Source organism: Flaviflexus massiliensis, assembly GCF_001375495.1.
Taxonomy (GTDB): domain Bacteria; phylum Actinomycetota; class Actinomycetes; order Actinomycetales; family Actinomycetaceae; genus Flaviflexus; species Flaviflexus massiliensis.
Genome location: NZ_LN831058.1, coordinates 1,351,242 through 1,369,027, shown reverse-complemented (window position 1 = coordinate 1,369,027; position 17,786 = coordinate 1,351,242). Strand labels below are relative to the sequence as shown.

General features: G+C 57.9%; 17 protein-coding genes and 1 other RNA gene. 10 read left to right on the top strand and 8 right to left on the bottom strand.

Annotation, left to right across the window (positions count from 1 at the left end; genetic code table 11):
* Positions 1-3 precede the first annotated feature (3 nt).
* Positions 4-699, top strand: a complete 696-nt coding sequence (locus tag BN1241_RS10305) for a DUF4191 domain-containing protein (RefSeq protein WP_054953492.1) — start codon at positions 4-6, stop codon at positions 697-699.
* A gap of 345 nt (positions 700-1,044) precedes the next feature.
* On the opposite strand, the gene BN1241_RS10300 is transcribed toward BN1241_RS10305, so the two are convergent.
* Positions 1,045-1,395, bottom strand: a complete 351-nt coding sequence (locus BN1241_RS10300) for an RDD family protein (RefSeq protein WP_054953491.1) — start codon at positions 1,393-1,395, stop codon at positions 1,045-1,047.
* Between the two features lie 126 nt (positions 1,396-1,521).
* Between BN1241_RS10300 and glnA the strand changes: the two genes are divergently transcribed.
* Together glnA and BN1241_RS10290 are read left to right on the top strand one after the other, a co-directional pair.
* Positions 1,522-2,946, top strand: coding sequence for a type I glutamate--ammonia ligase (glnA, locus tag BN1241_RS10295; protein WP_054953490.1), 1,425 nt, complete (start codon positions 1,522-1,524; stop codon positions 2,944-2,946).
* 247 nt (positions 2,947-3,193) lie between these two features.
* Entirely contained in the window at positions 3,194-3,595 is a 402-nt protein-coding gene (locus BN1241_RS10290; protein WP_054953489.1) for a hypothetical protein, read from the top strand.
* A 147-nt stretch (positions 3,596-3,742) separates the two neighbouring features.
* Here BN1241_RS10290 and BN1241_RS10285 read toward each other — a convergent pair whose 3' ends face one another.
* The 3 genes from BN1241_RS10285 to BN1241_RS10275 are packed head-to-tail and all read right to left on the bottom strand — an operon-like array spanning position 3,743 to position 8,794.
* Positions 3,743-4,354 (bottom strand): histidine phosphatase family protein, encoded by a 612-nt coding sequence (locus BN1241_RS10285; protein WP_054953488.1) that lies wholly within the window; start codon positions 4,352-4,354, stop codon positions 3,743-3,745.
* Between the two features lie 41 nt (positions 4,355-4,395).
* A complete protein-coding gene (locus BN1241_RS10280) occupies positions 4,396-7,455 on the bottom strand; it encodes a bifunctional [glutamine synthetase] adenylyltransferase/[glutamine synthetase]-adenylyl-L-tyrosine phosphorylase (protein ID WP_054953487.1) in 3,060 nt (1,019 codons plus the stop codon).
* 1 nt (position 7,456) lies between these two features.
* Entirely contained in the window at positions 7,457-8,794 is a 1,338-nt protein-coding gene (locus BN1241_RS10275) for a glutamine synthetase family protein (RefSeq protein WP_054953486.1), read from the bottom strand.
* 81 nt (positions 8,795-8,875) lie between these two features.
* On the opposite strand from BN1241_RS10275, the gene panB reads away from it, so the two are divergent.
* Positions 8,876-9,697 (top strand): 3-methyl-2-oxobutanoate hydroxymethyltransferase, encoded by an 822-nt coding sequence (gene panB / locus BN1241_RS10270; protein ID WP_054953485.1) that lies wholly within the window; start codon positions 8,876-8,878, stop codon positions 9,695-9,697.
* Positions 9,698-9,908: 211 nt separating this feature from the next.
* On the opposite strand, the gene BN1241_RS10265 is transcribed toward panB, so the two are convergent.
* On the bottom strand, positions 9,909-10,136 hold the full coding sequence (locus BN1241_RS10265; RefSeq protein ID WP_054953484.1) for a hexameric tyrosine-coordinated heme protein: 228 nt from the start codon (positions 10,134-10,136) through the stop codon (positions 9,909-9,911).
* 571 nt (positions 10,137-10,707) lie between these two features.
* Between BN1241_RS10265 and BN1241_RS10260 the strand changes: the two genes are divergently transcribed.
* The 4 genes from BN1241_RS10260 to BN1241_RS10245 all read left to right on the top strand — a co-directional run bounded on the left by BN1241_RS10260 (position 10,708) and on the right by BN1241_RS10245 (position 14,367).
* Positions 10,708-11,118: a hypothetical protein gene (locus BN1241_RS10260; protein ID WP_054953483.1), complete on the top strand. Its 411-nt coding sequence runs from the start codon at positions 10,708-10,710 to the stop codon at positions 11,116-11,118.
* A 491-nt stretch (positions 11,119-11,609) separates the two neighbouring features.
* Complete coding sequence (locus tag BN1241_RS10255) at positions 11,610-12,635, top strand: peptidoglycan-binding protein (protein ID WP_054953482.1); 1,026 nt, start codon at positions 11,610-11,612, stop codon at positions 12,633-12,635.
* Positions 12,632-13,279: an ABC transporter ATP-binding protein gene (locus tag BN1241_RS10250; RefSeq protein ID WP_054953481.1), complete on the top strand. Its 648-nt coding sequence runs from the start codon at positions 12,632-12,634 to the stop codon at positions 13,277-13,279. Before BN1241_RS10255 ends, BN1241_RS10250 begins: the two co-directional genes overlap by 4 nt.
* A complete protein-coding gene (locus tag BN1241_RS10245) occupies positions 13,279-14,367 on the top strand; it encodes an FtsX-like permease family protein (protein WP_054953480.1) in 1,089 nt (362 codons plus the stop codon). The genes BN1241_RS10250 and BN1241_RS10245 overlap by 1 nt, the downstream gene beginning before the upstream one ends.
* Positions 14,368-14,571: 204 nt before the next feature.
* Here BN1241_RS10245 and BN1241_RS10240 read toward each other — a convergent pair whose 3' ends face one another.
* Positions 14,572-14,793, bottom strand: a complete 222-nt coding sequence (locus BN1241_RS10240; RefSeq protein WP_054953479.1) for a hypothetical protein — start codon at positions 14,791-14,793, stop codon at positions 14,572-14,574.
* Positions 14,794-14,824: 31 nt separating this feature from the next.
* Between BN1241_RS10240 and map the strand changes: the two genes are divergently transcribed.
* Both map and ppgK read left to right on the top strand, forming a co-directional pair.
* Positions 14,825-15,697: a type I methionyl aminopeptidase gene (map, locus tag BN1241_RS10235; RefSeq protein WP_054953891.1), complete on the top strand. Its 873-nt coding sequence runs from the start codon at positions 14,825-14,827 to the stop codon at positions 15,695-15,697.
* Positions 15,694-16,446 carry a polyphosphate--glucose phosphotransferase gene (gene ppgK / locus BN1241_RS10230; RefSeq protein WP_054953478.1) on the top strand — a complete coding sequence of 251 codons (753 nt, stop codon included), beginning with the start codon at positions 15,694-15,696 and terminating at the stop codon, positions 16,444-16,446. Before map ends, ppgK begins: the two co-directional genes overlap by 4 nt.
* Positions 16,447-16,522: 76 nt before the next feature.
* Here the strand turns inward: ppgK and BN1241_RS10225 are convergent, their stop codons facing one another.
* Together BN1241_RS10225 and rnpB are read right to left on the bottom strand one after the other, a co-directional pair.
* Positions 16,523-17,311: a Nif3-like dinuclear metal center hexameric protein gene (locus BN1241_RS10225; RefSeq protein ID WP_077138362.1), complete on the bottom strand. Its 789-nt coding sequence runs from the start codon at positions 17,309-17,311 to the stop codon at positions 16,523-16,525.
* 124 nt (positions 17,312-17,435) lie between these two features.
* Positions 17,436-17,779: RNase P RNA component class A (gene rnpB, locus BN1241_RS12035), an RNA gene on the bottom strand.
* Positions 17,780-17,786: the final 7 nt, after the last annotated feature.

The following is a 17,786-nucleotide window of genomic DNA, read 5'->3' as shown; positions in this document are numbered from 1 at the left end:
ATCATGGCAAAGGCAGACAAAGACCCGAACAAGCGCCGGTGGTATCAACTCCTCGGTGACGGTTACAAGATCGCGAAGAAGTCCTACCCGGCACTGCCGTGGATTCTTCTTGGCGTGTTTGTTCTCGTCACCGGCGGTTTCATTACCGTCGGCATTGTGACTGGAAACTGGATCCTGTGGACCATTTCCGGTGTCATTCTCGGCCCCATGCTGACGATGGTGACTCTCACCCGCTTCATTGAGAGCGCGTCGTATAAGCAGATGGAGGGGATCCCGGGAGCTGCCTCCGCCGTCATCGGCCGCATCCGCCGCGGTTGGTCCTTCCAGGAGGAGCCCGTCCGGTTCAATGCTCGCACCCAGGACATGGTGTTCCGCCTCATCGGTAAGCCCGGTATTGTCCTTGTGACCGAGGGTCCCACGAACCGCGTGCAGAAACTCGTGGAGGACGAGCGTAAGCAAGCTCGCCGCATTGCGCCGAATGTTCCCGTTCACGCCATTCATGTTGGCACCGACGAGGACCAGGTCAAGCTGGGCAAGCTCATGAAGTCTCTGAAGAAGCTTCCCAAGACCCTCACGTCTGCCGAGGTCGGTGTGGTCGCGAAGCGTTACGACTCGATCAAGACCAACCAGCTTCCCATCCCCAAGGGCATCGATCCGTACAAGATGAGGCCCGATCGCCGCGCCACCCGCGGACGCTAATCCCCAGCCTTCTGTGTCCCCGCCACCGGCGGGGACACTGTTTTCTCCGGCTTACACCACCGAGAGGATTCGGCCAACACCACGTTGACGATCAGATACTCGTAAACCCCCAAACATTGAACGCGCCCCGTTCGAGAGATGGACGAAGGACCAGCGTGATGTCTCGCAGGTGACATGGTGACATGTCCTTGCCATGGTGAATAAATCCGTGCAACTGTTGACCTACCAACTGCATGGCGAACGTCTCAGACCTATATCGAGATCTCCGGTGAATAGCCCCGTTTTCTTGGATTCGCTCTCTACGCTCAGTTGCTTCTGGCAGCGCTACCTGGTCTCGAGGAATGCTTAGCGAATGTGGGTGATTGTGGTTCCCATGAGCGCATCATGGTAGCTACGACCATCGGGAACTGTGAAGATGGCCGGCAGGACGAGGCACAGCAGAACGGTGCGGCCGAGAGCTTTGAGCGGTCCTGGGAGTTGGCCGTTGGTGCGGCGAACACCGAGTCTGAGGAAGAAGTGGCCGATGCTGCTTCCGAGCGTTCCGATGAGCAGAAGCTGCATAAGTGCGAAAACACCGAGGGTAGCGAATTCGTTGAAATGAAAGAAGCCAGCCGAAATGGCCATCGCCAGTCCCCAGTCGGTAACAAGTGCGGCAATGCGCCGCCCAAAGGGTGCCAGGGGAATCGATTCAGCCATGCCCCTATCCTAAACGGTTCCCTCACCGATCCCGGATTTTGGACATGTGCGGAGTAGAACAGTGGATGTTAGGCAGTGACGGGGCGATATCGATATAGCATTAGCGGTGAACGATAGAGGAGAGAAATGTTCGCCAACGCTGAAGAGGCCATTGCCTACACTCGGGAACAGGACGTGAAGTTTATCGATGTCAGGTTCTGTGACCTGCCAGGGATCATGCAGCACTTCAACATTCCCATAGAAACATTCTCCGAAGAGGTGTTCACCGAGGGGCTCATGTTTGATGCTTCCTCGATCCGCGGCTTCCAAGCCATCCACGAATCGGACATGAAGCTGATCCCGGATGTCTCAACCGCCTACATTGACCCGTTCCGCAAGGCCAAGACCCTGGTCGTGAACTTCTCGATTGTGGACCCGTTCACCGACGAAGTGTATTCGCGTGACCCGAGGAACGTGGCCGCGAAGGCTGAAAGCTACCTTCGATCCACCGGCATCGCCGACACCGTCTACTTTGGTGCCGAGGCCGAGTTCTACATTTTTGACGACATTCGTTTCGACACAAACGAGCACTCGTCCTACTATCACATCAACTCCAACGCAGCCTGGTGGAACACCGGCCGCGAAGAAGAGGGTGGCAACAAGGGCTACAAGACTCGTATGAAGGGCGGGTACTTCCCCGTCTCTCCCAACGACCAGTTCGCTGACCTGCGTGACGAGATGAGCAGGGTCATGGCCGAGTCGGGACTGCGTGTCGAGCGCGCCCACCACGAGGTTGGCACCGCGGGCCAGCAGGAAATCAACTACACCTTTGACACTCTGCTTGCTGCCGCCGATGACCTGATGAAGTTTAAGTACATCATCAAGAACGTTGCTTGGGAGGCCGGCAAGACCGCCACCTTCATGCCCAAGCCCATTTTCGGTGACAACGGATCAGGCATGCACTGCCACCAGTCGCTGTGGAAGAACGGCGAACCGCTGTTTGCTGATGAGCGGGGCTACGGTGGCCTGTCCGACATTGCACGCTGGTACATTGGCGGCCTGCTCAAGCACGCACCTGCACTCCTTGCTTTCACGAACCCGTCGGTGAACTCATTCCACCGTCTCGTTCCCGGCTTCGAAGCACCCGTCAACCTCGTGCATTCGGCACGCAACCGCTCCGCCTGCATCCGCATTCCCGTCACCGGTTCTTCTCCGAAGTCGAAGCGCCTCGAGTTCCGTGTACCCGACCCGTCCTCGAACCCGTACCTGGCTTTCGCGGCACAGCTCATGGCCGGCATTGACGGAATCAAGAACCGGATCGAACCTGCCGACCCGATCGATAAGGACCTCTACGAGCTTCCCCCCGAGGAGCATGCGATGATCGAACAGGTCCCGACCTCCCTCGAGGATGCACTCGAAGCGCTGCGCAATGATAGCGAGTTTCTACTCGAAGGTGACGTCTTCACCCAGGATCTGATCGACACGTGGATCAACTACAAGTATGACCACGAGATCGCTCCCCTACGTCAGCGCCCCCACCCACACGAGTTCGAACTCTACTTCGATATCTAAACCAATAAGAATGTCGTGGCCCGCACAATCCCCTGGCTGGGGCATGCGGCCACAGCTATTTCAGTTCCGAATACCTTGCCCTACTTCGAGGACGTTACGAAGCGCGAACGCAAAGATCCCACCTACCAAGCTGTGCGCACCGTGAGCGCCCCGATCGGGTGAGGCTCGCGGGCAGCATGTCTGGTTATCTACTGAATGAGGATCGGTTGAGATCGCGCTTCACAACCTCGTGTCATAGGGTTGTGTCATGAAGAAGCACCCGGAGGACTCCAACGACTGGTCTGACTACGTCAACAATCGTGACGACTGGGCAATCCCTGAACCAAATCAAGACCAGGTTCCACCTCACTCGCTTGAGAGCGGTGGCCAGTTCCCGCCCCCACCGAATGCTGGCCACGGTGAAGGGGCGGGTCCCTACGGGATGACGTCCGGGCCGTGGGAAAAGTATGACGACCGCGATCCCAACCCGCCCCGCGAGTCCACGCCCTACGATGAAACGAGCCCGTGGACTAACCATGCGGCGTGGCGGTACCAGCAAAACCCTTACCGGGAATCCCCCGAGGAGCACAGGCAAGGTTGTGCAGGCGTGGTATTCGGTGGGGTGGCCCTCGGCATTGCCCTCATCGTCATCGCCCTCCTGCTCCTCTAACATCCCGCCCAAGGCCTTCAAGCATTCGGTTAGAACTCCATGACTGGCTTCGGGCTCTTTGGAATCCTGGCAAGTATCGAGATTAAAGCGGGTGCCCTCCCATCCGACAATCACTTTATGGAGGGGCGCAGTCGCTGAAGTCTATCGCTACGCTATTTGGCTGGTTTCTTCGCCGGGGACCGGCGGCTTGTACCAGTCGACGAGCGTCCAGGAGCCGGGTTGTCCGTCAATGGCTCCGAGTGCGCAGTTGGTCATGTGGGGTAGAACGTCGCCGGCGGGATCGCCAACCATGATGGTTGCCCAGACCTGCAGCATCATCCCGTGGGAGACCACGAGGAGTGAGTCTTCCTCGGATTCTTCTATGGCTGCGTTGAAGCGTTCGAGTACTTCATGGCCGTTTTCGCCACCGGGAACACGCCCAGACAGGTCGCCCTTCATCCACCCATAAGCAATCTCGAAATACTTACGCAAGTAGTTCGCATCGGTGGTCATCTCCCAGTCACCACCGGCAATTTCCTTGATCCGCGCATCTTCACGCGGGGCAAGATTCTTCGCCTTCGCGACGGGCTCTGCTGTCTGGTGGGTACGAACGAGGTTGGAAACGAGGATCCCATCCAATTCAATGTCGGTCAGGCGGTCACTCAGTTCTTGTGCCTGGACTCGTCCAGTCTCGGTCAGATCGGCGCCCGGTGCTGCGGTGTCGAGTGCTCCAGCAACATTGGAGGTGGTTTGTCCGTGCCTGGCCAGATACAGTCTCATGGTCTTCTTTCACTCATCCATCTCTTCAAGAACGCGGGACATCACGGTCCCTCCCCATCCTCGCCGAAAAAGATCCGTTCGACAACGGCTCGGGCCCTGCGCGCGAGCCGCAGATAGTTTTCCTCAACTTCGTGGCGCGCAGACAAGTCGTGCGACAGGAGCGCAGCAATCATTGCCAAATCGGTGGAGTCCGAGGGGAGCATGCTCGTACGTGGACCGGTGGTGCGGCCAGTGCCGAGGGCAATCGCGAGGCGGAGTTGCTGAGCATAGAGCCAACTCTCCGACAGTCTGTCCGTGTCGTCCTCGCTCAGGTATCCAAGGGACCGCAGTGCCTCGAGCCCATCCATCGTCGACGTTGTTCGCAGGGATGGATGCTCCCCCGCGTGTGCGAGTTGAAGGAACTGCACCGTCCACTCGACATCGGCGATCCCGCCGGGACCGAGCTTGAGGTGACGTTGCTTTTGTTCACCGCGGGGTGCACGCTCGGCCTCAATCCGAGCCTTCATCCGCTTCACATCCCGCGTCTCTGCCTGACTCAGTTCAGGCAGATATCGAACGGGCTCAATCATGGTGATGAATTCTCGCCCCAGGTCCGAATCTCCCGCAACGGGCCGTGCCCGAAGCAACGCCTGCCGCTCCCAGGTGTAAACCCACCGGTCGTAGTAGTCGCGGTAGGAGTCGAGAGACCTGGCAAGAGGGCCGTTCCTCCCCTCGGGCCGCAGGTCGGCATCAACCTTGAGGGGAGGTTCATCCGATCCCTCGGTCAGGAGCGCCATCATGCTCGCGGCAATGTCAACCGCAACCTTTTGTGCCAGGATCCGATCCTCGATCAGGGGATCGTGGACGATCATGATGTCGGCATCGGAGGGATAGGACATGTCGGCACCCCCGAGCGATCCCATGCCGATAATGAGGTAACGTGAGGGCGTCTCATCGAGTCCCCGCTCGACGAGCACCTTGTCGGTTGCGGCACGCAGTGCAGCAACGATCGCGATCTCGGATGCGAGGGTGATAGATTTTTGGGCACTTCGGGTATCGATGATGCCAAGCACAAGCGCCATTCCCGTTCGCAAAAGCATGCGTCTACGTAGATACCTGCCCACGAGTGCAATGCCTTCGGGGGATGTGCGGCGGGAAATGAGGGCGTCGAGCTCTAGGTGGAGGGCTTCGATGCTGAGGGGGTGCAGGTCCTTTTCCCCTTCGAGCCAGGCGACGCATTCGGGCAGTCCGGGCATTGCCTCCGCCAGATACCTTGAGGTGGAGAGAATGTGGGCGAGGCGTTGCGCCGCCATCCCCGAATCCCGCAAAAGTTTCATGTACCAGTGGGTGCGGCCCATGGTTTCTGACAGAATGCGGAAATGGAGGAGCCCAGAGTCTGGATCGGGTCCGTCAGAAAACCATCCCAACAGGACCGGGAGGAGCTGCCTCTGGATCTTGGCGGTACGGGACACTCCCTCGGTCAGGGCCGTAATGTGCCGGATGGCTCCAGCGGGGTCACGGTAACCAATCGCTGCCAACCGATCGGCCGCCGCATCCCGATCCAACGCGATCTCTTCATCGCTCAGACGAGCCGCTGCCGGCAGGAGGGGACGGTAGTAGATGGTCTGATGGAGAGTGCGAACGGAGTTTTTGACTTCCTGCCATCGGGTCTCCAGGTGGTCCGGGGAGGTCATGCTCGGAATCTTCATGGATCGAGCAAGCCTGCGTAACTGCTCTGGCTGATCCGGCAGAACATGGCTGCGTCGCATGTTCTGCAGCTGCATTCTGTGTTCGAGAGTGCGGAGAAACCGATAGTGCTTATCAAGCTTGTCCGCGTTGTCGCGGGACACATAGCCGCCGTTCTTCAACGCCTCTAGCGCCCCCAGGGTTGATCGCACACGGAGGGCTTCGTCGACTCGGCCGTGAACGAGTTGGAGAAGTTGGACGCTGAATTCGACATCCCGTAGTCCGCCTGCCCCGAGTTTGATTTGTCGAGATGCCGATTGGCTCGCAATTGTGGATTCGACTCGTTTCCTCATGCGCCGCGATGATTCAACGAATCCTTCTCGCTGGGACGCAGACCAAACAAAGGGCGCGATCGCTTCTACGTAACTCTCCCCCAGCTCCCGGTCTCCAGCTGAGTGCCGGGCCTTGAGGAGCGCCTGGAATTCCCAGTCATGTGCCCACCGCTCGTAGTAGGCAACGTGCGAGGCGAGGGTGCGGACCAGCGGACCATCCTGGCCCTCGGGTCGCAGGTTGGCATCAAGTGGCCATAGGGCCGGAACTGTGCCGGGACCGGAGACTGCGGCAGTCAGGGTGCTGGCGAGTTTGCGGGAGATCTCCAGCGCCTCATCCTCGCTCTCACTTCCACGCCCAGTATGGTCGTTGGTACCGTCTCCCACTTCCCCTTCGCCACCTTCCGCTGCCGGTTCGGCAACAAAGATGACGTCAACGTCGGAAATGTAGTTGAGTTCGCGGCCGCCAAGCTTGCCCATGGCAATGATGGAGAGACGGGCCTTGTGCTCATCGGGCGTGACGGCGCGTGCGAGCGCGAGGGCACCCTCCAGTGCATCATCCACGAGATCACTGATTCGCCGCGCAGTCTCCGTAAAGTCGCCGATCGGGTTTTCACTCGTCAGGTCACGGGCCGCAATGGCTAGGAGCCTGCGATAGTAGGCGGACCGCAGGAGGCCAACCCCGTCATCCCACTCAACGCTTGCCACACCGTCTCGAACCTGCAGTGCCTCGGCAATGTCGGTGCGATTATCAGGATCGTTGTTTGCTTCGAGCTGTTCGCCATTGCCTTGGTCTGACAGTCCCACAAAGTCGTGGAGCCACTCCGGGTGGGTGACGAGCATGTCCCCCAGTGCGGTGGACATGGCGGTGATGGCGGTGGCGGCTCTTCTCACGCTCGGATTGGTGAGAATGAGCTGGAATTCTTCAGGTGACTGTTCGGAGATCCGGAGAAGGGTGAGCAGGCCGCGGTCGGGGTCAGCTCCAAGCGACAGGTCATCAAGGACGGGCCACCACTCGTCCATCACGCCCTCAAGTAAGCGCGCCACTTTCGCGGGTTCGGCAAAGCCGAGCCTGCGAAAGGTGCTGGTGGGGCTTTCTTTCCGCATGCTAGTTCACTGAGAGGAACCGTTCCCGCTCAAACGGGGTCACCTGGTTGCGGTATGCCTGCCATTCGTTTTCTTTGTTCCGCAGGAAGTATTCAAACGCTTCTTCCCCGAGGGTTTGGGCAACGAGCTCGGACTCGTGCATGAGGGACAGTGCCTGCTCAAGATTGCCGGGAAGGGACCGAATCCCGAGCGCGCGGCGTTCATTGCGGGACAGGGACATGACGTCATCGAGAGCCTCATCGGGCAGTTCGAGGTTTCGTTCGATACCGTCCAAACCAGCACTAAGCAGCACAGCGAAAGCCAGGTAGGGATTCGTGGCAGAGTCAATGGCCCTGTATTCGATGCGGGCAGACTGGGGTTTACCGGCACGGAGGGTCGGGACACGGACGAGCGCGGAACGGTTGTTATGCCCCCATGACACGAACGATGGTGCCTCATCGCCTGCCCACAACCGCTTGTACGAATTCACATGCTGATTGGTGATGGCGGAGATGGCGCGGGAGTGCTCGAGCAGACCCGCCATGAACTTCCGTGCCGTTGCCGACAGCAGATAAGTCGCGGACGGGTCATAGAAGACGTTCTTGTCCCCCTCGAAGAGTGACATGTGGGTGTGCATGCCGCTTCCCGGCTGGTTGATGAGGGGCTTGGGCATGAAGGACGCGAATACCCCCTGGGAGATGGCCACGTCCTGAATGATGTTTCGGAACGCCATGATGCTGTCCGCCATGGACAGCGCATCCGTGTACCGCAAATCAATCTCGTTCTGCCCCGGACCCGCCTCGTGGTGGGAGAACTCAACCGGAATGCCCATGCTTTCCAGTGCCGCGACAGCATCCCTGCGGAAGTCGAGAGCAATCGAGCGCGCCGAGTGATCGAAATAGCCCGCACGGTCGATCGGTTTGAAGTCCACATCTGGATCATCGTGCGGATGGAAGAGATAGAACTCGATCTCGGGATGGGTATAGAAACTCAAACCCATGTCCGCAGCGCGATCGAGTGCGCGGCGCAGAATGGATCGCGGATCGGACCGTGCCGGTTCCCCATCACGAGTCGTGATGTCGCAGAACATGCGGGCGACCAGCCCACCCTCGGCCGTGCCTGGCAAGATCTGGTACGTGGACGCATCGGGGTGGGCAAGCATGTCCGCTTCGACGACGCGAGCAAGTCCTTCGATCGAGGAACCGTCGAACCCGATCCCCTCATCAAAGGCCTCTTCAAGCTCCGCCGGCGCGATCGCTACGGACTTCAATGTCCCGATAACGTCGGTGAACCAGAGCCTGATGAAACGAACATCGTTCTCCTGAATGCTGCGTAACACGTGATCTTGTTGACGGTCCATGCCGCTCCCTTCTCCGGTCACTATCCTACGCGTTTCGTTACCGGCCTCTCATCGCCGTGCCGGCGCGGTAAGGTATGTTCCATGACCGAAGGAACTAACTCGACATCCCGTCCTCGACGCTTCCGAATCGCACACCTGGCCGAAGCAAAGTCGCACGGCGATAAACTCACCATGCTAACCGCCTACGACTCCATGACAGCCACAATCTTCGACGCTGCCGGCATCGACATGCTGCTCGTCGGTGACTCGATCGGCACCACCGTATTCGGTGAGGCAAACACGCTCGGTGTCACCTTGGCCGACATGGTGCGCGCCACCAAGTCCGTCTCAACCGGCCCCCAGCGGGCGCTCATCGTTTCGGACCTGCCCTTCGGCACCTACGAAACCAGCCCCGAGCAAGCCTTTACCTCAGCCGTTGAGCTCGTCCGGGCAGGCGCCAATGCGGTGAAGCTCGAAGGTGGAGTCCGGGTTGTCGACCAGATCAAGAAACTGGTTCTCAACGGCATCCCCGTCATCGGCCACATCGGTTTCACACCCCAGTCAGAAAACATTCTGTCCGGACCCCGCGTCCAGGGGCGCGGTGACGATGCTGCCGACCGAGTCCTGGAAGATGCTGTGGCAGTGCAGGAAGCCGGAGCTTCTGCCGTTGTTCTCGAAATGGTTCCGGCCGAACTCGCCTCCCGCATCACGTCCATCCTCCAAATCCCCACGATCGGGATCGGTGCGGGCCCCGACACGGACGGTCAGGTGCTTGTATGGTCTGACATGGTGAACATGACGGGCTGGCAGCCCTCCTTCGTCCAGCGCTTCGGGGAGGTTGGTGCCGCACTCAATACCGCAGCAACCGACTATATTAATGCCGTAAAATCCAAGTCCTTCCCCACGAGGGAGCACTCCTTCTAGCAGTCTCAACCTCCGGCTCTTAACCTGAATCCTGAATAAGCCAGGTGCACACGGCCCCATCGAGATACTGCTCAAGAACGACTCTTGGCCCGCGTGTGACATGCGGGCCAGAAGACTATTTCAGCTCTCTACCTAGAGTTTTATGCTTTCTCGAGCATGCAGGAAGTATTGATTACTGAGCGCTGAAGCTCACTAATCAATAGGCAGATCCCTACCGCCAGTACCCATTCGCAGCAGCGACGGTTTGGAAGTGGATGGCGATAACCTGGGAGGCCATCGTCAAGCTATCGGCATTTTCCGCATAGACCGGGCGGAGCTTGTGCAGGACTTCGGCGTCACCTTGCGTGAGCTTCACGCTTCTGCGAGACAAAGTAATCGCAAGCTGAAACCCTTCCTCGGGCGTGCTCGTTATAAGGCTGGGGAGCCATGATTCAGACATTAATCCTCCACTAAATAAGCACGGTTTTACTCATAATATATGAAGTGAACCCTTCTTGTAAGAAATTACTGCGCAACACGCGTGCATAAAAACTGTCCAGAAAATAGCAATCTTTAGCTTAGAAATCCAACAAGAGTATCCGCGGTTATCGAACACCCAGCAGCCTGGCGAGAACCGTTCGCTCTGCGCGGTTCTTAGAGAATTACCCACGCAAACCCCACAGAGGCGCAACTTCACGGAATCCGAGCTCGGAGGTCCCCTACTCCAAAGATTGACAGAATCTACCAGGCACAATAAAGAATTTTATTAATCATCAGATATATTGCGCCATATTCCAGCGCTAAATAAGATCCGGAACCAACTTCATAATCTCAAATTAAAGTAGAATAATTTTACCGCTATCCATTGCATATGCAAGCTCAAGAAGTTAGCCTTTGTCGAAACGAGAAGGCACTGGCGCCTACCGAGTTGATCACCAATGAGAAGATATCTAAAACTGACAGTCCTCCTTCCACTTAGCTTAGCCTTCACAGCTTGCTCACAAGAGGCAGAAGAAACGAGCAGCAAACAAGTGGAAGAGTATTTTACGGGATCTCCTGACGAGTTCTGGCAATTAATGATTGCATGCTATGACGAGCACGGGATTGAATCCGAACAGCAAGGAAATAGTCTCGGTGTCTCTTCCACACTTGACACCGAAGACTTCCTCCCGATCCAAGAGGAATGTCTTTCGAGAATTCCCCCGATGCCGGAAACGGAACAACTTCCCGAGGACCAACTTCGACGCATGCATTCTTGGCGCGTGGAGCAATACGAATGTATGGTCGAAAATGGCTACCTCACCGGTCAACCACTCAGTTTTGAAGAGTTCATGAATCGTGTGGAGGAAGATAATAGCTTGTGGTCAGGCCTAAATGAGCTCGACTCGGCCGATATTCCAGCAGCCCAAACTACGTGTCCAGCGCCGTTAGATGAATGGTAAAGACAATAGAGAGGTAGGGCCGAGAATTACGCATTATTAATGACGATCATTCAAAAGGTTTTAATAAAACTAAAAAGTAAGCTTGAGGAAGCAAGAATATGTCATGAAGCGACTACATCAAGTTCTACTCTGCGCCACGCTCTTAGTTGCAGCACCGACCGTAAGTGCATCAGCTTGAATTAATTCGGAATCCCCAGATCAATGGGGGACAAACAACTTAAGCGGATCTCATTCATGTACTTTCCCCATGAATGTTACGGAAGTTGGCAATCTAACAACCGAGGCATATGGTTTTGTTACACATATCGCTCCTGGTGGAGAGTTTCGACAACAGTTTCAGAACTACAACAGCTTTCAAGTTAATTATTCCCACGCGAAGTCTGCCTTTAATAAAGAAACCATCTGGGGCGGAGGGCCCTGGGAGATGACTTCTCACGGCTATCGGTACGCCACCCCAGATTGCCAGTCATTCGGATAAGGAGACATAGGCAGTGGCACGGAAGACTCAACGGCGACATGTCCATATCGCGTGGCTCCTTGTTGTTCTTATTGCCATTGCCCTCACCTGGGTTTCAGTTCGGGCAATATCCCCACCCCAGGTAGAACAGACGGCCCCTGAAAGGGAAACGTACCTTGTTCGCGAGGGAACGCTGTCTCGCAGTGTTGGCCTTTCGGGATCGGCCACGTGGGAGACAAGCACTCCAGGAGTGTCGGGTGCACAGGGCACGCTGACCGAAATCAATCTCGAAGATGAGATCCAGGCCGGTACTGTCGTCTTTTCGGTCAACCTTGTTCCCACGGTTGCCATTGAAGGAGCCATTCCTGCCTTTCGCGACCTGGAGGAGGGCATGACGGGGCCCGATGTCGCACAGATTCAAGCTTTCCTTGGCGTGGAGGAAACCGGTGAATTCGATGCTGGTACAAGGACTCGAGTAATCGAATGGCAGGAGGAGGTGGGCTGGGAGCCCACCGGGGTTGTGAGTCGCAGCCACATCCTTGTTCTACCGGCTCTCCCAACCAGAGCTGAGCTGGCCGATGGGGTGGTCCTGGGAGCAACGGTTGCTCCCGGCCAGCCTGTCGTCACCACCTACACATCGACTCCTCGAATCTCAGTTCCCACCGATCCATCGGATCGTGAGGCCCCAGCCGGTGGAATGACTGCTCGGATTGAGATTGGCGGTGAGGAGTTTCCCGGAATTCTTAGCGTTGATGACTCGCTGGATGGCAGAACACTGGAGGTTGTGCTCGATGATGGAAAATCAGCGTGTATTGATACCTGCCCGGATCTGGTTCCCCGCGGGGATAATGTTCCGGTTCGAGTGGTTGTTGACCTCGTTCCAGAAACCACGGGCACTCTCGTTCCGATCTCAGCATTGCGCGCCCAGCCGGACGGCAGTGCCATTGTGGAGCGGACCGATGGTAGCGAAGTCGTCGTCGAGGTGACGTTATCCCACGGCGGTCAGGCCATTGTTGACCTGGATCCGGGTACTGAAATCTTCCTCTTTGGATCATCATGATCTCTCTCAACGATCTGTCGTTTCGGTATCACGATGAGCAGTCGTGGATTATCCGAAATGAGAGTCACGACTTCCATCCCGGTACAGTCACGGTGCTGACCGGTGTGTCCGGCTCCGGAAAGTCAACCCTTCTCTATCTCCTAGCCCTCATGCTCTCCCCCACCGGGGGCAGAGTGCTCGATAGTGGGGATGTCGTGTCACGGTGGCCTGACTTTCGCCGCGCGCAGTGGCGTGCCGAACGGATCGGTTTTGTCTTCCAGGACGCCGTCCTCGACCAGTCGCGGTCGATAATTGACAACGTTCTCGAGGGATCCCTCTTTCGTCCCGGCCCACCACCCATCGAACGCGCACACGATCTGCTGGAGAAGTTCGGTGTCCAGGTTGATCCACTACGTAAACCGGGCGAAATCTCCGGCGGTCAAGCCCAGCGGGTCGCTCTCTGCCGGGCACTCATCAATAGCCCTTCCCTCGTCCTGGCAGATGAACCGACCGGGAACCTCGACAGCGACACTGCCGATATCGTATGGGACGCACTGGAAGAGGCTGCTACTAAGGGAGCAACAGTTATTGTTGCCACTCATGACAGGATCAGAGCATCGAAATATCAGCATCAGCTCATCGTTGAGAACGGTAGGATCGGGTAGTGGAGTGGAGGCGGGGGCTGCGGGAAGTCCTTCAGTCGGTACGAGCCCACACGGTGACTGCGGCCCTCGTAGCTCTCGTTGCCGCCATCATGTCCGCCGCGGTCCTTGCGAGCGCTGGCCGCGCGGCAATGACCGAACGTGAGGTGATGGCGAGCATTGAGTCCACAGCCCCTCGGCTCATCGCCGTCAATATTCAAGCTCAAGCACCCGGCTATTCCGCCGACACCGTTGCAATTCTCAACTCTCTCAACACGGTTGACTGGCTCATTGCCCTCGGCCCGGTGACCGATGTGGGCAATCCTGCAGTCCCCAGTAGCCGTAGCCTTGCTCGCCCGCTCCTCACCCCATTACCACCGGAGGTCGAGATCATTCAGGGACGATATCCGGGGCCGGGTGAAGCATTGCTCTCGAACCCGACTATGAACTCCCTAAGCTATGTTCTTCCGGCGGGCACCTTGGAAGCCGAAAGCCAGTACGCAATTGTTGGCTCCTACAGCGCAACCGGCTCACTGAAGGACCTGGAACGCCTTGTTCTCCTCGGTCCCACAGGTACCGATCCTCCCGATGCTTACCAGATTTACATTGCTGCAATAGATATTGAGTCAGTCAGCCTGCTGACCTCCCAGATTCTCGCCCTGTCCACACCCGAGCAAGCCAATCACGTCACGATCGACACATCCGACGAACTCGTTCTCGTCACTCAAACCATCTCGGGTGAACTTGGCTCATTCTCCCGGCAGCTCTCGGCAGGGATCCTTCTCAGCGGGACAATCCTCATCGGCCTCACCTCAGCCATTGCCTCACTGGGGCGGCGCCGCAACTACGGTAGGCGTAGGGCACTTGGAGCGACCCGTTCCGCGATCATCGCTCTCGCCCTGGGTGAGAATGCCATCCCAGTCATCGCCGGAGCAAGCCTGGGGACCGCGCTTGCCGTCACCCTCATTGGGTTCCTTGCTGGTGTAACGGCTCACGTAGGTTTGATTATTGCGGTGCCGATTCTCGTATCGCTGGCAGGCATTGCCGCAACGGTTCCTTCCGCGATCTGGGTGGCAATGAAGGATCCGGTAGCGGTTCTCCGGATCCCGTAACACCGGGGACGAAGTAGCAGGTCCACGTCAGCCGAATTCTTGGGTTGCCGTGGCAAATCCGAAGCTTGCTGCGATGGAGTACACAGTGGGATTGCCTGAACGGGATGCTTCACACTTATTTCGGTCCACGGTCTTCCGGTGGGTTCTGACGCGGTGAACTACGAGCACATGGTCGGTGTCGGCCCGGTAGCCGGTGCCCCAGGTTCATAACTCTTGGTCTTCGTCTTCGTTATCCCATTCGTCTTCCCAGGCCTTTTCTTCCTCGTCAAAGCGTTCGTTGCGTGCCTTTGCTGAAGCGAGAGCATTGCGGGCCTCTTCTTCCGTGGCATAGGGACCCATGAGGTCCGTCCATCCGGACTGTCGCCCGATCTCGACCTGCCCTGTTTTCGTGTTGTACCAGTACTCACGGTTGAGTGGATTCGCCATTGTGGGCCTCCTCGGCGCTAAGCTTGGTTCTATGCTTGCACAGCGCGCACCTCTTGGCACCCTTGTTCCCGGAACTCTGTCCCCGAAGCGACAGGTTCCCTCGTCGATCGAACGTCCAGAGTATCTGTTCCATGATGGTCCGGAAGTTGTGACAGCTTCCGATGTGAAGGATGTTGAGACCATCGAACGGATCCGGCGCACGTCGAAGTTGGCCGCTCAGGCGCTCGAGCTTGTTGGTCAGGCCGTGCGTCCCGGGATCACCACGGACGAACTGGACCGGATCGGTCACGAGTTCCTCATCGACAACAAAGCCTATCCGTCGAGCCTAGACTACATGGGTTTCCCCAAGTCCCTATGCACCTCGATCAATGAAGTGATCTGCCACGGCATTCCCGATTCCACGGTTCTCAACGAGGGCGACATCGTCAACATTGACATCACTGCCTTCCGGGAAGGCGTCCATGGCGATACCAACGCGACCTTTGCCGTCGGTGAGATCGATGAAGAATCCCAGTTGCTCATGGAGCGCACGAAGGTGGCGATGGAGAGGGGCATCAAGGCAGTGAAGCCCGGCCGCGCCATCAACGTCATCGGCCGCGTCATTGAGGCCTACGCCAAGCGCTTCAACTACGGGGTTGTTGAGGACTTCACGGGCCACGGTGTGGGCGAAGCCTTCCACTCGGGCCTCATCGTCCCCCACTACGACACGGCACCCAGATACGACACCATCATGGTGCCCGGCATGGTATTCACCATCGAACCCATGCTGACCCTTGGAAACATTGCATGGGACCAGTGGGATGATGGGTGGACGGTCCTGACGAAGGACCGTGGCCGCACAGCCCAGTACGAGCACACCCTTGTCGTGACCGAAGATGGCGCGGAGGTGCTGACCCTCCCATGATCGATGCCCTGGGAATCGACATTGGCGGCTCGGGCATCAAGGGCGCCCCGGTTGATCTGACAACCGGCGAGTTCGTTGGTGAACGCTACCGCATCCCCACTCCTGAGAAGTCCACTCCGAAGAACGTAGCGGAGGTTGTTGGGCAGATTGCTCAGCATTTCTCCCTGCCCAAGGGCACTCCGATTGGGATCACCGTCCCGGCACCGATTGTTCACGGTGTCGCGTCGTGGATGGCGAACCTTCACAACTCGTGGGCCGGCACCAACGTCAATGACCTCTTCAGCGATGTTCTTGGTACAGCCGTTTCGGTTGTGAACGATGCTGATGCTGCTGGCTATGGCGAGGTCGAGTACGGTGCAGCCAAGGGACAGTCCGGCACCGTCCTTGTCACAACCCTTGGGACCGGTATTGGTTCCGCCCTCATCATCAACCACCAGCTCGTTCCCAATACCGAACTGGGCCATCTCGTTCTTCCCGGCGGTAAGGAAGCTGAGCCCTGGGCATCAGCAGCCGTCAAGGAACGCAAGGAACTGACCTGGGAGAAGTGGGCGGGCCGCCTCCAGGTGGTCTACGCCGAGTACGAGAAGCTCCTGAATCCCGATCTCATCATCGTGGGTGGCGGGATCTCCAAGCAGGCGGACAAGTTCCTCCCCCTCATCACCACCAACGCACCACTCATCCCTGCCCAGCTCCGAAACTCTGCCGGCATCATCGGCGCGGCCGCACTCGCAGCTAAAGACAGCAATTAGGCACGTAGCCGTGTGGTCGGCACATCACAGTGCCGACCACACGGCGCCTCCGCGAAAGGTTTAGTATCGGTGCCTGCTACCTGCGACTCCCCCACGGGTCGGTCACAATCGTTGACACATCAAACTTGATGTCCGGCAGTGCCTGCCCAAGTTCTTGTGCGAGCTTGGGCAACAGCGGCCATTCGCTCGCGAAGTGAGTGGGACAAATGAGTGCCGGTCCCCCGCCCCACAGGTGGTCGCTGGCGGGGTGATGGCGCAGATCGGCCGTGATGTAGACGTCGGCACCCTGCTCGGTCACGAGACCGAGGAAGGAATCTCCCGACCCCGGGCTCACCGCTACGGTACGGACAATCTTGTTTTCGTCACCACCGACGAGAATGCCGGCGGGAGTTCTCGGTAGCTTGTCTGCCACGAGGTCCGCTAGTTCACCCAGTGTCGTCGGCTCGATCGAACCGATCCTTCCTAACCCAAGGCTCACATCAGTGCCGGAAGGAACAAGTGGTCTGGCATCCTTCATTCCCACAAGGTCAGCCATGGCCTGAGCTGTTCCCCACGAGTCTGCGTTCGTGTGGGCTGTGTAAAGCGAGACACCTGCGCGGATCAGGTCCGTCACCCACTCTCCCTTGGTGGTGCTCGCAGCAACCGTGGTGGTACCCCTTAAGTAGAGTGGGTGGTGGGTCAGTAGCAGATCGTATTCGCCTTCGATGGCTTCTTGAACTGTTGCGCGGCACGGGTCGACAGCTAGGAGCACGCGCTGTGCCCGCCAATCGGGATGCCCGGCAACAAGTCCCACAGCATCCCAATCCTCGGCCAGAACTGGCGGGCAAAGTTTTTCAATGGCGGTCATGACATCGTGAATGCGCATGGATTCAGCTTACCGCCAGGCGCAATATCCCGTGCGTCCTGTGAATGCCAACTGTTGGGATTGTGCTCATCATCCCGTTAGTTCTAGGCGAATGCTCCGCTGAACATTGAGAAATAGAAAAGTGGGGACAAGCTGGCCGATACGCCGGGTTTTGTCTAGGGCGACCATCCATCTGGGACACGTGTTGCCACGTGCCTCTAGCAACCCACCCGTCGGCCCGAGCCGTAGCCCGTGTACGAGAAGCATTAAGCCGACTGCCTGGTCTTGCTCCCGGTGGGGTTTACCGTGCCGTCCTGGTCACCCAGTCCGCGGTGAGCTCTTACCTCACCCTTTCACCCTTACCTTGCGGCGGTTTACTTTCTGTTGCACTAGCCCGCGGGTCACCCCGGGTGGGTGTTACCCACCACCGTTCTCTGTGGAGCCCGGACGTTCCTCGACACAATGTGCCGCGGCCGCCTAGCCAGCTTGTCCAGTC

Bases quoted from the DNA above. Each gene is read 5' to 3' on its own strand.
- BN1241_RS10305 (WP_054953492.1), top strand. From the start codon at position 4: ATGGCAAAGGCAGACAAAGACCCGAACAAGCGCCGGTGGTATCAACTC.
- BN1241_RS10300 (WP_054953491.1), bottom strand. From the start codon at position 1,395: ATGGCTGAATCGATTCCCCTGGCACCCTTTGGGCGGCGCATTGCCGCA.
- glnA (WP_054953490.1), top strand. From the start codon at position 1,522: ATGTTCGCCAACGCTGAAGAGGCCATTGCCTACACTCGGGAACAGGAC.
- BN1241_RS10290 (WP_054953489.1), top strand. From the start codon at position 3,194: ATGAAGAAGCACCCGGAGGACTCCAACGACTGGTCTGACTACGTCAAC.
- BN1241_RS10285 (WP_054953488.1), bottom strand. From the start codon at position 4,354: ATGAGACTGTATCTGGCCAGGCACGGACAAACCACCTCCAATGTTGCT.
- BN1241_RS10280 (WP_054953487.1), bottom strand. From the start codon at position 7,455: ATGCGGAAAGAAAGCCCCACCAGCACCTTTCGCAGGCTCGGCTTTGCC.
- BN1241_RS10275 (WP_054953486.1), bottom strand. From the start codon at position 8,794: ATGGACCGTCAACAAGATCACGTGTTACGCAGCATTCAGGAGAACGAT.
- panB (WP_054953485.1), top strand. From the start codon at position 8,876: ATGACCGAAGGAACTAACTCGACATCCCGTCCTCGACGCTTCCGAATC.
- BN1241_RS10265 (WP_054953484.1), bottom strand. From the start codon at position 10,136: ATGTCTGAATCATGGCTCCCCAGCCTTATAACGAGCACGCCCGAGGAA.
- BN1241_RS10250 (WP_054953481.1), top strand. From the start codon at position 12,632: ATGATCTCTCTCAACGATCTGTCGTTTCGGTATCACGATGAGCAGTCG.
- BN1241_RS10240 (WP_054953479.1), bottom strand. From the start codon at position 14,793: ATGGCGAATCCACTCAACCGTGAGTACTGGTACAACACGAAAACAGGG.
- map (WP_054953891.1), top strand. From the start codon at position 14,825: ATGCTTGCACAGCGCGCACCTCTTGGCACCCTTGTTCCCGGAACTCTG.
- ppgK (WP_054953478.1), top strand. From the start codon at position 15,694: ATGATCGATGCCCTGGGAATCGACATTGGCGGCTCGGGCATCAAGGGC.
- BN1241_RS10225 (WP_077138362.1), bottom strand. From the start codon at position 17,311: ATGCGCATTCACGATGTCATGACCGCCATTGAAAAACTTTGCCCGCCA.